At 61.0% G+C, this 12412-nt stretch carries 9 protein-coding genes; 4 read left to right on the forward strand and 5 right to left on the reverse strand.

From position 1 onward, the window contains the following. Positions 1 to 40: 40 nt before the first annotated feature. The 5 genes from WBK19_RS02435 to WBK19_RS02455 are packed head-to-tail and all read right to left on the reverse strand — an operon-like array spanning position 41 to position 9054. Positions 41 to 5602 carry a hybrid sensor histidine kinase/response regulator gene (locus tag WBK19_RS02435; RefSeq protein WP_511286621.1) on the reverse strand — a complete coding sequence of 1854 codons (5562 nt, stop codon included), beginning with the start codon at positions 5600 to 5602 and terminating at the stop codon, positions 41 to 43. A gap of 18 nt (positions 5603 to 5620) precedes the next feature. Then, positions 5621 to 7741, reverse strand: a complete 2121-nt coding sequence (locus WBK19_RS02440) for a methyl-accepting chemotaxis protein (protein WP_511286623.1) — start codon at positions 7739 to 7741, stop codon at positions 5621 to 5623. 38 nt (positions 7742 to 7779) lie between these two features. Further along, on the reverse strand, positions 7780 to 8292 hold the full coding sequence (locus tag WBK19_RS02445; RefSeq protein WP_494646718.1) for a chemotaxis protein CheW: 513 nt from the start codon (positions 8290 to 8292) through the stop codon (positions 7780 to 7782). Positions 8293 to 8297: 5 nt separating this feature from the next. Next, complete coding sequence (locus WBK19_RS02450) at positions 8298 to 8663, reverse strand: response regulator (protein WP_494646717.1); 366 nt, start codon at positions 8661 to 8663, stop codon at positions 8298 to 8300. Between the two features lie 16 nt (positions 8664 to 8679). Further along, entirely contained in the window at positions 8680 to 9054 is a 375-nt protein-coding gene (locus WBK19_RS02455; RefSeq protein WP_226405783.1) for a response regulator, read from the reverse strand. A 220-nt stretch (positions 9055 to 9274) separates the two neighbouring features. Between WBK19_RS02455 and thiD the strand changes: the two genes are divergently transcribed. Genes thiD through sugE form a run of 4 tightly spaced genes read left to right on the forward strand, consistent with a single transcriptional unit; the run spans position 9275 to position 12396 of the window. Further along, complete coding sequence (gene thiD / locus WBK19_RS02460; protein WP_511286626.1) at positions 9275 to 10159, forward strand: bifunctional hydroxymethylpyrimidine kinase/phosphomethylpyrimidine kinase; 885 nt, start codon at positions 9275 to 9277, stop codon at positions 10157 to 10159. Continuing rightward, positions 10137 to 10781 carry a thiamine phosphate synthase gene (thiE, locus tag WBK19_RS02465; RefSeq protein ID WP_511286628.1) on the forward strand — a complete coding sequence of 215 codons (645 nt, stop codon included), beginning with the start codon at positions 10137 to 10139 and terminating at the stop codon, positions 10779 to 10781. Before thiD ends, thiE begins: the two co-directional genes overlap by 23 nt. Continuing rightward, on the forward strand, positions 10778 to 12061 hold the full coding sequence (gene hemL, locus WBK19_RS02470) for a glutamate-1-semialdehyde 2,1-aminomutase (protein WP_511286630.1): 1284 nt from the start codon (positions 10778 to 10780) through the stop codon (positions 12059 to 12061). The genes thiE and hemL overlap by 4 nt, the downstream gene beginning before the upstream one ends. Next, positions 12058 to 12396 carry a quaternary ammonium compound efflux SMR transporter SugE gene (gene sugE, locus WBK19_RS02475; RefSeq protein WP_511286632.1) on the forward strand — a complete coding sequence of 113 codons (339 nt, stop codon included), beginning with the start codon at positions 12058 to 12060 and terminating at the stop codon, positions 12394 to 12396. The genes hemL and sugE overlap by 4 nt, the downstream gene beginning before the upstream one ends. Positions 12397 to 12412: the final 16 nt, after the last annotated feature.

Below are 12412 nucleotides of genomic sequence, written 5' to 3' on the forward strand. Positions count from 1 at the left end.
CGGTTGACCGTGGAATGCCACGGTCAACCGGAAATTCGGGCTATTTTTTGCAATAACCGGCCACGATGCCCAGCAACTCGGCTTCGTCGTACGGCTTGCCGAGATAGTGGTTAGCACCGATTTCGAGCGCGTAGTTGCGGTGCTTATCGGCCGTCCGCGAGGTGATCATGACCACCGGTAGCGAGCGCAGACGGGCGTCGGCGCGCAGGTTGCGGACCAGATCGAAGCCATCCATGCGCGGCATTTCGATGTCGGACAGGATGACATCCGGTGTCACCTCGACCAGTTGCTCGAGCGCATCGACACCATCCTTGGCCAGAATCACCTGATAGCCCTCGCGCATGAGCAGTCGGCTGGTGATCTTGCGCACCGTCAGCGAATCGTCGACCACCATCACGGTCGGCAGGCGCGCCACTTCCGTCATGACTGGCGGCAGCATCGACGGCACAGCGGTATGGACGCTGGAAACCGTTGTCCGGCTGGCCAGCGCGACCGGGTTGAGGATCAGCACGACCTTGCCGTCGCCAAGCACCGTAGCGCCGGCGATACCGACCACGCGGGCGAGCTGGGCGCCGATATTCTTGACGACGACTTCCTGGTTGCCCTTGAGCTCATCGACGAGAATGCCAACCCGCTGCGAACCGGAACGCAACAACAGCACCCAGTACTGACGATGCGCTTCCGGTACGGCTTCCATATCGCCGAGCAGGTGCGGCAGGAAGTGGAAGGGGTAGCGAATGCCCTGCCACTCCACCTCGCCTTTTTCGCGAACGGAGGCCAGTACCTTTTCCTTCATTTCCTTGACCTGCTCGATCATCGTCGATGGCACGGCATAGAGATGGGTGCCGACACGAACGAGCAAAGTCTGCGTCACCGCCAGCGTCAGCGGGAGGTAGAGACGGAAAGTGGTTCCCTGACCGAGCTGCGACTGGATTTCGATGCGTCCGCCGATTTCGCCAACCTCGGTTTTCACGACGTCCATGCCGACACCGCGGCCGGAAAGCTGGGTCACTTCGGCGGCCGTCGAGAATCCGGGCTGGAAGATGAAGTCGTACAGCGTTTTTTCATCGGCCGCCTGGCCCGGCTGGAGCAGGCCCATGGCCTCGGCACGCCCCCGGATGCGGTCAAGATCAAGCCCCTTGCCGTCATCGCTCATGGCCAGAACGATTTCGTTGCCTTCCTGCGACAGCTTGACGACGATTTCACCGGCCTCCGGCTTGCCGGCGGCAAGACGCTCCTCGCGGCTCTCGACGCCGTGCGTCACGGCATTGCGCAGCATGTGTTCGATCGGCGCCAGCATCTTGTCGAGCACTGAACGGTCGATATCGACCTGACCGCCGACGATATCAAGATTGGCCCGCTTGCCGACTTCCTTGGCGGACTGCCGGACAATGCGGTACAGGCGCTCGGTCTGGCTGGCGAACGGCACCATTCGTACGCCCATGAGCTCCTGCTGCAGGCTGCGGTTGAGACGGGACTGGGCAAGAATCGCCGCGTTGGCGTCATCAAGGTTCTTGAGCAGACTTTGCTGAACCGTCGCCACGTCGTTCACCGACTCGGCCATGAAGCGTGTCAGCTCCTGGAAGCGGGTAAAACGGTCGAGTTCCAGCGGGTCGAAATCAACCTCGCTGTCCGGCGTCTGGGCAACACGCGCCTGAATCTGCGATTCAGCCTGAATTTCGATTTCGCGCAACTGGCGGCGCAAACGGATGACGTTTTCCGTCAACTCGAGCAGCGAGCCCTTCAGGCTGCGCATTTCACCTTCGATCCGGGTACGGGCAATCGACAGTTCGCCAGCCTCGCTAACCAGACGATCAATGAGATCGGCGCGGACACGTAGCGTCGCCCGCTGGCTGCCCGCCTCAGCCTCCGCTTCGGCTTCCACCGGCGGCAACTGACCCGCGGCAGCCGGCATCTCAGCAGCCGTTTCCTGGCTTTCCGGAGCGACAGGCTCCTGAGGACCGACCCGCAGGCGCTCGACAACCTGGTCCAGCGCATCGCATCCGTTTTCAAGTTCGTCGATGAATGCCGGCGTCACATGACCGGCGCGCAGGGCCTCTTCAACCCGCGCCTCAAGCTGATGCGTCGCTTCGCCGAGATTCATCGCCCCGGCCATGCGCGCGCTGCCTTTGAAGGTATGCAGCAGGCGGGCAATCGCATGCGGCGCCGCGTCCCCGGCCAGATCGCTGCGCCAGGCACGGACCTGGGTAGTCAGGTCACGCGTCAGATCAACGGCCTCCTCCAGGAAGATCGGCAGCAGTTGTTCGTCGAGCTCGTCGTTGAGCAGTGGCAAGGCCGGTGCCGGTGCTGCATGAAGCACCTCGGCAACAAATTCGGGTGCTTCTGCCGCCTGGCCGGGCAGTTCAACGACCTCGGCACCGGGCTGCACCGCTTCCTCGCCAGGCAATGCCGCGTGGAAAACATCTTCCAGTGCCACGATCAACTGCGTCTGCTCATCCGGCGAACGCTGCAAGGCGAGGCCAGCAAACATTTCTTCCAGCGTGATGATGGCCTGGCGAACTGTTTCAATGCCCTCGATACTTTCCGCCTGCCCCGAGCCATCGCGCCGCAATAAGGCATGCTCAAGCGCCACAGCCAGCCGGTTAAGCGGCATCAGGCCAACCGTTGCCGCAATACCACCAAGGGTATGCGCAGCTCTGGTCATTTCGAAGGTGGTCGGGGCCGATGGATCGGCGTCGATCACCGCATAACTGTCCACCAGCGTCTGCAAATGACCCCGCGCTTCTTCGCGGAATATGTCGTAAAGCGTTGGCGACTCGCTGACTGGCTCCGGCGAAACAAGCGGAATTTCCTCGTTTTCCGGCGTTGACCGCAGCATAGCCTCTTCCGGCTCGACCAGTTCTTCCGGCAACGCCAGCGCTTCTATTTCTTCGACGTCCTGAGCTGGCTGGGCGACGATTTCGGCGGGCGTTTCGATCTCCAGAAGTTCACCGGCAAAGGCAGGCGGCTCTTCAAACAGCGCAGACGGCTCTTCGACAGCCGGAAGCGCCTCTTCGATCTCAGGGAGCGCCACTTCAACAACTTCGGGCGGCACTTCCGCCAATTCAAACACTTCTTCGACCGGCTCCAACGTTTCTTCGGGCAGTTCGGGCGCCAGCAGCTCGGCTGGCTCTTCAATGAGAATGACTGGCTCGTCAACCGCTACCGGCGCGGCCTCAATCGGTTGAGCGACAGGAACTTCAACGCCGCGCAGCCGTGCAGCAAGCGCAACCAAGGCGGTGGGATCGGGGGCTCGCCCCTGGCCGGACTCGAGATATACAACCCATTCCGCAAACAAGGCATGAGCTTCCTCGATCATGCGCTGGAGATCCGGCGTTACTGCCGTGTCCTGACGTAACCATAGGTTCAGGGTCTGTTCGAACTCCCACGCCGCCTCGCCAAGATCCTTGAGGCCGACCATCCGACCGCTACCCTTCAGCGTATGCATCGAGCGCCGAACCGTAGTCAACGCCTCGACGTTATCCGGGGCGGCCGCCAGCAAGGCCTTCTGGTCAGCGATAGAGGCCAGGACTTCGTTGGCTTCCTCAAGGAAGATCGACAGCAGTTCGGCATCGATTTCTTCGTGGCTTGACTCGGCCAATTGCAGCGTTTCGGCAGAAGGCGCCGGAGCTTCAGGCGCCAGCGGTTTGAGCCCGGACAAGGCAGCATCGACCTCGACGCCTGACTGCAAGGCAGCCAGCGCAACCTTGGCCGATTCGCCCAGTTCGCGGTTGGCGACAAGGTCAGCATCCTTCTGGATGTCCTGCAGATTTTGCTTGAGCTCATCCTGCAGACGAGCGTCTTCCGGAGCCTCCTTGAGCGCGTCGGCAAGAACCTGCATGTCCCGCGCCTGCTGGACCAGAAGCGCTTCGACAGTCGGCGCCGAAGCGGTCTCCGGCTCCGGCATCGGCTCATCCGACACCTCGCCATTCATGCGACGAACGAAGGCATCGAAATCGGTTTCGCCGTTTTGCAATGAGTCAACAAAGAAGCCCAGCAACGACAACTGGTCGGCAACCGCCTCGAAATCCTCATTGGCCGGCTGATAATCAGGCTGCGCGAATTGCTGGATGGTGGCCGCGCATTCCTTGAGACTGTTGACCGCGCCAAAATGGCCAAGCATGGCCAGCGCTCCGCTGATCTGCTTGATCGGATTATCAAGCTGAAGGAGATCGTGTGCCTTGGTCGGATCGCGGAAGAATCCGTCGAGAGCCTGCTCGATCTGAGCCAGATTATTCTGGATTTCCCGACCCACCTGACCAATCAGCAGCTTTTCCTGAGCCCGCCGAGTCATCTCGTCGAGCAGCGGAATTCCCTCGTCAGCCGCTGGCCGGCCAGCGATGCAAGCGTAGAGGCGGGCGACCATGAGATCGACTTGCTGGGCGAAATCGGTACCCAGACGTCGGAAATTCTCCTGCGCATTCTCGAGCAGCAGGATGGTGGTCGCCACTTCCATCGCCACCGCATCATTGAAGCGTGACGAATCTTCCGACAACCAGTTGGCAACAGCACCGAGGCCCTGGCCAAGACGCTTGAGATCGGTCTGTCCAATTTCCTCGGTCAGCTGGGCGCAGTTACGCGCATTTTCGACAAATCCGGCCAAGCTGCCCGTGTTGCCGGTACAAAACCGGCTCCATAATTCTTCAACTGCCGTCAGCGCCTCGCGCAACTTGCGCAACTCACCATGATGCGGCAGTGGCGCCGCTTGCGTCGCCGGGCTCGGCAGCAAATCAGCCAGACCAAATACCGACTGCACATCGGCAATGCCCGGATTCAGATCGGCCGGCGCCTGGGCGATGTAATAGAGCGACTCGCGCAGAACACGCTCGGCGACATTGTTCGACCCGCCGACCAGACGCCGGATCTGGGCATCGATACGGGAACAAAGCTGGCGCGACGACGGATCGGCGCCGAGTACCGGATCAGCCAGCGCTTCAAGCACCCCGAGTGAAATCCACCAGAACGAACGAGCGGCCGGCGTTGGTTGAACCGCCTCGATTTCGGCGATGGCTTCGCGCATCATGCGGCGACCGGTTTCGGCGTCAGCCGGGTCTTTCAACCAGCGCAGCAGCCCCTTCTGGAACTGCATGCGCTTGACCTTGAGGGTGCGCAACAGTTCATCAGCATCCAGCACAGGCGCTTCCGTCTCGCGCTTTGGCGGACGACGCGAAAGATCGGGATAAAACAAGTCGCATGGATGAGCGCCGGGCAGGCCGCGGGCTGTCTCCAGAGCCTGATAGACAGGCAGGAGAACGAGCGGATGGTTGGGTTCACCCGCCATCAGGTCATCAAGATACTGGCGCAAGGCGCTCAGTGTCTGGCGCAGAACGGCGACAGCAGCATCTCCGGAAGGCAGTCGCTCTTCTTCCATGCCGGCGAGCAAGGCCTCGGTCGCCTCCGTTAGCAGCGTTACACCATCCAGACCAACCATGGCCAGCGCGCCATGCACCTGGTGAACATGGGTCCGGCAGAACTTGAGCTGCGTCCGGTCGGCACTCGCAACGTATTCGTCGAGCGCCTGCTCGGCGCGTTGCAAGGCCAGGTCAATTTCGCCCTTGACCCACGTCAGCGGGCCCAAATCAAATTCCGTTGCCGCGTTCATGATCTCTCGCGATTATCGTCAGTCGACCTTGAAGCCGGCGACCGAGCCCTTCAGTTCGGAAGCCAGCGCAGTCAGTTCATCGACCGCCTGCGCTGTACGCTGCGTGCCTGCAGTTGTCTGTTCCGTGACGTGCAGGATGTCCTGCATCAGGCGCGCCACCTGGGTGGCCGAATCTGCCTGATTCTGGGTCGATGTGGAAATGCTCTGAATCAGGTCGGCCAGATTGCGCGACACGTCGCCGATCTCGGACAGCGCCTGTCCGGCTGCATCGGACAGCTTGGCCCCCTCGACCACCCCGCGGGTCGACTGTTCCATGGCGGACACGGCATCCTGCGTGTCGGTCTGAATAGTCTTCACAATGGCCGCAATCTGTTTCGTTGCCTCACCGGAACGCTCCGCCAGTCGCTGCACTTCCTCGGCAACCACTGTAAAACCGCGCCCGGCATCGCCTGCAGACGCGGCCTGAATAGCGGCGTTCAACGCCAGCACGTTGGTCTGTTCGGTAATGTCGGAAATCAGCTCCACGATTTCGCCAATTTCCTGCGAACTTTCGCCGAGGCGCTTGATGCGTTTCGAGGTTTCCTGAATCTGGTTGCGAATTTCGTTCATACCCTTGATCGAGTCCTGCACAGCCAGCGTACCTTTCTCAGCGGCCTGCAGCGACTGCCGGGCAACCTGAGCCGACTCCGTTGCGTTGCCGGAAACCTCGGACATCGAACGGGCCATTTCCAGAGCCGACTGACCCGCCTCCTGAATTTCGGAGGATTGCCGTTCGGCCGCGTTGAGCAGTTCGGCCGACGTCTGGCGGGCAATTTCGGTTGCCGCGGTCACGCGGTTTGCCGCATCGTTGATACGACCGACCAGCACGCGCAGTTCTTCAATGGTGTAGTTGATCGAGTCAGCGATGGCGCCGGTAATGTTTTCACTAACAGTAGCAGTAACGGTCAGGTCGCCGTCGGCCAGGTCGCCGAGTTCATTCATCAGACGCAAAATGGCGTCCTGATTTTCACGGTTGGTCTGTTCCGATGCATGGCGCTGCTCTTCTGCGTCTGCGGCACGACGACCGGTATCGTCGAGATAGATTTTGGCCAGCAAGGCCAGTGTAGCCAGCGCAATCAGGCTCAGCGCGATCAGCAACACGATATACATGCCGCGTTCAGCCAGCCCCTGCTGATAACCCAAAGCCAGTTCGTCGGTTGTCTTCAGCAGGTCTTCACTCTCGCGGAAAATCCGGGATCCAGCTTGTTTGGAAAGAACCAGCGGTTGCATGTTGCCAAGAATGCTGGAAATGGCACCCTGGTACTCCTTGAACGCAACTTCAAGACTATCGAGCTTGGTACGGCTTTCGGCATCGTTGCCACCCTTGCTCAAAGCGCCCAGGATGTCGCGGAAGGCATTGGTATCCTTGCCCAGCAGAAAGGCCACTTCCGGATTGATTTCGTCACCGACGAGCAACGCCGATGCATTCTTGGCAATCCGCTGGGTCAGCATGACCAACTGACTGGACGACGCAATCTCTCGGGAAGCCGCCCCACCCTGCAGCTTCAGGGTTGCCAACTGTTCAGTCAGTTCAAGCATCGCGGAATTCTTGTTGTCGATGGTGGCGACGTTCTTGCCCAGTGCGACCAGGTTCGCTTCCTGCGCAATCACAGTTTCGGCGTCCTTGTCAGTGGTTGCCCAGCGCAGCCCCAGGGCTTCGAGCTGAGGCCGAACGCTGTCAGGCGATGCGGGAACACTGACACTGCCAATTTCGCCACCGTTCGAAAGCTGATCGAAAAGCTTGCCGAAAGTATCGCGCGACTCCTTCAACTGACCGAAGGCAACGACGTTGCCCTGCAGCGCCAGCGATGAAGCCTTGGCCAGCCGCTGCGACAACATGCGCATTTCTCCGGAGGCTGCGATGTAGGCGGTGTTGTGGGTCGACTCGCGGTTGTCATGGAAAACCAGGCCGGCAATCAGCAGAAGCAGGGCGATAAAAATACCACCCAATGTCTTCATCTGTTGCACAACAGGCTGCCCCGCGAGAAAACCGGGCAACGGCATTTTGCCGGGAGGCATATCTGCCGAAACGGTCATCTGCCCCGATGAACCACCGTTGCCGAGACCACCGATCTTGGGAAGCTTGAAGCTGAAAGCCATGGAAATCCTCCACTTGGGGTAGGGGCGAAAGCCCTCTGTCAAACCCCGATATTCATGAAATCCTGATCGGCAAGCAGTTCGCGCACCGAAAGTTTGTGCCAGATTTTTCCCTGCGTATCGGCAAAACGCTGCCTGCCCCAGGCCGGCATCGAAACATCGGCCGGTTCGACAGTGAAATCGTCAGGGTTTTTCAAACCGAGCATGCGCGATACAAGCAGGGCGGCATTGACGCCGTGACGGGCACCGATCAACAGCAAGCGCGCGTTGGCGTTCTGGACGATGGGCGGGCCACCACGAAAGAGCGAAAAATCGCTGACCGCGTGCAGGTTGCCGCGAATATTGGCGATCCCGGCGAACCATGGCCGGGTCATCGGAACAGGCGCGAGAAGCGAGGCCTGGACAATTTCTCCGCCATCGGAAAGATCAACCAGCCAAGATTCGCCGCCGGCCTCAACGCCAAGCCAGGACGACGATCCCTTACCCTTGGCCGCATTGCTCAGACGCGTCGCCAGATATTCCTGAAAATCACGAAGGCTGGTTTTCCGGGCCATCTGGATTACGGCAGCGCAGCGACTCGTTGCAGCAACTCTTCCGGAATCAGCGGCTTGACGAGGTAGTCCACCGCGCCCTGACGCAAGCCCCAGATCTTGTCGGTTTCCTGCCCCTTGGAGGTACAGACAATGATCGGAATGTTTTTCGTTTCTTCATCGCGGGTCAGGGTGCGCGTTGCCTGATAGCCGTTCAGCCCGGGCATCACGACATCCATCAGGATCAGGTCAGGCTTGTTGGCCTTGGCCTTGGCGATCCCCTCTTCGCCATTTTCTGCGGTGGTCACCTGATAACCGGCCTTGGTCAGCACATCGACGGTAAAAAAACGCTCAGTGGGCGAATCGTCGACTACGAGAATATTCTTTACAGGCATGTGCTCTCCCTGAGCTCTACGTATTGGATTCTGTCTCGGCCGGCAAGGCAAACGTAGCAACCGTTTGCAGCAGGCTGTCTTTTGTAAATGGTTTGGTCAGGTACTGGTCGGAGCCGACCATGCGGCCACGCGCCCGGTCGAACAGCCCGTCCTTGGACGAGAGCATGATGACCGGCGTAGCCTTGAATTTCGGGTTCTTCTTGATCAGCGAGCAGGTTTGATAGCCATCAAGGCGCGGCATCATGATGTCGCAGAAGATGACGCTCGGCTGGTGGTCGGCGATCTTGGCCAGCGCATCGAAGCCGTCTTCGGCGAGGACGACCTGACACCCTGCCTGCACGAGAAAAATCTCGGCGCTGCGCCGTATCGTATTGCTGTCGTCAATGACCATGACCCTGACGCCGCGCAGTCTGGATAAATCAGCCACTTTCCCTGTCCCCTGTGCCTCTGATGAAGGCTCTATCGGTGCATCATACTACGGAAGTATTACCGCGAGGCAATGCCAACAACAGTGTTACAGCTTTTTGATGACTACTTCGACCGCCTCGAGATTCGGATAAAATCGCGGCCATCTTACCCAATTCCCTTCGCTCCCGCCAAGGGTGCGAAAAATGATGAATACCACCGCACCAACACCGCCCTGCCCACCGATGGTGCTGGTCTTCTCGGCCAGTGACCCGTCAGCCGGCGCCGGCATGCAGGCCGACATTCTCACTTTGGTCAGCCTCGGCTGCCATCCGCTCAGCGCCTTGACCGCACTGACCGTGCAGGACACCGTGGGCGTGCAGAACGTACAGCCGGTTAGCGCCGAGTTGCTTGAACAGCAGGCACGAACCGTTCTCGAAGACATGCCAGTGGCTGCCTTCAAGATCGGCATGCTGGGTAGCGTCGAGAACGTCATTGCGGTGGCCGAAATCATTTCGGATTACCCGGAAATCCCGGTGATTTTCGACCCGGTGCTGGCTTCCGGACGGGGCGACGAGTTGTCGAGCGAGGATGTCATTTCCGCGATTCGTGAAATGTTGCTGCCGCAGACCACGCTGCTCACACCGAATGCGCCAGAAGCACGGCGACTGGCTGAAAGCGACGAGGACGAAGGCGAGCCGTCGATCGACGTGTGCGCCCAGCGCCTGATTGAAATGGGCGCGCAGTACGTGCTGATTACCGGCACGCATGAAAACACGCCGCAAGTGGTTAACACGCTGTACGGCGCCGAGGGTGTCATCCGGCGCGACCAGTGGGAACGCCTGCCGGGCAGCTACCACGGTTCCGGCTGCACGCTGGCCTCGGCCATTGCTGGCTGCATCGCCGGCGGGGCCAGCATGGAAGATGCGGTGCACGATGCCCAGGATTACACGTGGCAGGCCTTGGCCGCCGGCTTCCGGGCCGGCATGGGCCAGTTCATTCCGGACCGCTTTTTCTGGGCGCGCGGCGAAGACGACGAGGCAGCAAAAAACAAGAATGAGCAGGGCGATGGCAAATCAGATGAAGCCTGAATTGCGCGGCCTTTACGCCATCACCCCGGAATACGCGGATGGCGCCCGGCTGCTCAGCGAGGCTGAAGCTGCCCTGGCCGGCGGTTGCCGCATCGTGCAATACCGCGACAAAACCAGCGCGATGCCCGAGTGCGTCGCTCGCGCCCGGGCGCTGCGCGAACTGACCCGGCGTCACGATGCAAAGTTGCTGATCAACGACGATCTGGCTCTGGCCTTCCTGATCGAAGCGGACGGCGTGCACCTGGGCAAGGACGACGGCAACCTCTTGGCCGCCCGCGCCATCCTCGGGCCAAACCGCATACTCGGCGCCTCGTGCTACGCCGACTTCGCTGCCGCGCAGGCGGCCGAAGCGGCCGGGGTCGATTATGTGGCCTTCGGTGCTGCCTATCCGTCACCGACCAAACCGAACGCCCCGCTCTCCGGAGCCGATTTGTTTTTTGCGGCAAAAACCCGGTTGACCGTGGCAAGCTGCGCCATCGGCGGCATCACGCTCGCCAACGCCCCGCCCCTCATTGCCGCCGGCGTCAACCTGCTCGCCGTCATCACCGACCTGTTCAGCGCCCCCGACATCACGGCGCGCGCTGCTGCCTATCAACGCCTTTTCGAGGAAGTACAGTCATGACCTCACGCAACCAGCAACTGTTCGAACGCGCCCAGCGCCACATCCCGGGCGGCGTCAATTCGCCCGTCCGCGCCTTCCGTTCGGTCGGCGGCACACCTTGTTTCTTCCAGAAAGGCGTTGGCCCGAAGGTGCAGGATGCCGACGGCAAGTGGTACACCGACTACGTCGGCTCGTGGGGCCCGATGATCCTCGGCCACGCCCATCCGGAAGTGATCGCAGCCGTTCAGGCGGCCGTTGTTGATGGCCTATCCTTCGGCGCACCGACCGAAAAAGAAGTCGACATCGCCGACCTGCTCTGCGAGTTGGTGCCGTCGATGGATATGGTCCGCCTGGTTTCCTCGGGCACCGAAGCGACGATGAGCGCCATCCGTCTGGCTCGCGGCTACACCGGCCGCGACATCCTGATCAAGTTCGAAGGCTGCTACCACGGTCATTCCGACGGCCTGCTCGTCAAGGCCGGCTCGGGCCTGCTGACCTTCGGCAATCCCTCGTCGAGCGGCGTCCCGGCCGGCGTTGCGGAAAACACCATGGTCCTGACCTACAACGATCCGCAGGAACTGGCCGAGGCGTTTGCCAAGCATGGCGACAAGATCGCCGCCGTCATCGTCGAACCGGTCGTTGGCAACATGAACCTGATCGCCCCGACCCAAGCCTTCCTCAACGCCATGCGCGAGCTGTGCACGAAGAACGGCTCGGTGCTGATTTTTGACGAAGTGATGACCGGTTTCCGCGTCGGCCTCAAGAGCGCGCAGGGCCTTTTCGGTATCACGCCGGACCTGTCCACCTTCGGCAAGGTCGTCGGCGGCGGGATGCCGCTCGGCGCCTTTGGCGGCAAGCGCGAGATCATGGAGCAGATCGCCCCGCTCGGCCCGGTTTATCAGGCCGGCACGCTGTCCGGCAACCCGATCGCCACGGCGGCTGGTCTGGCGACGCTGAAGCTCGTTCAGGCGCCGGGCTTCTACGAGACCCTGACCGCCAAGACCAAGGCTCTGTGCGACGGCCTGGTCGCCGCCGCGAAAAAACATGGCGTCGTGTTCAGCGCCCAGAACGTTGGCGGCATGTTCGGCCTCTACTTCGCCGAGCAGTGCCCTGGCACCTACGACGAAGTGCTGGCCTGCGACAAGGAAGCCTTCAACCGCTTCTTCCACGCCATGCTCGACGCCGGTCATTACTTCGCGCCGTCGGCCTTTGAAGCCGGCTTCGTCTCGGCCGCCCACTCCGACGCCGACATTGCGGCCACCATCGCCGCCGCCGACGCCTACTTCGCCACGCTCAAATGAACACGGCTTCCGCCTGGCTGATCCTCTTCGTCGCCGGTCTCTGCGAAATCGGCTGGGCGGTCGGGCTCAAATACACCGAAGGTTTCAGTCGCCTGTGGCCATCGGCGGCAACACTGGTGGCGATGACCGTCAGCGTTGTCCTGCTCGGCTGGTCGCTCAAGGTACTGCCGCTGGGCACGGCCTATGCCGTGTGGACGGGCATTGGTGCCGTTGGCACAGCTATTCTCGGGATGTTCCTGTTTGGCGAATCGAAGGAAGTGGCACGCCTGGTCAGCATCGGGCTGATTGTCGCCGGCATCGTCGGCCTCAAGCTCCTGACGCCCGATTCTCACTGAATCCGACGGTCAACCG

It is taken from the genome of Azonexus sp. (genome assembly GCF_049652925.1).
Lineage (GTDB): Bacteria > Pseudomonadota > Gammaproteobacteria > Burkholderiales > Rhodocyclaceae > Azonexus.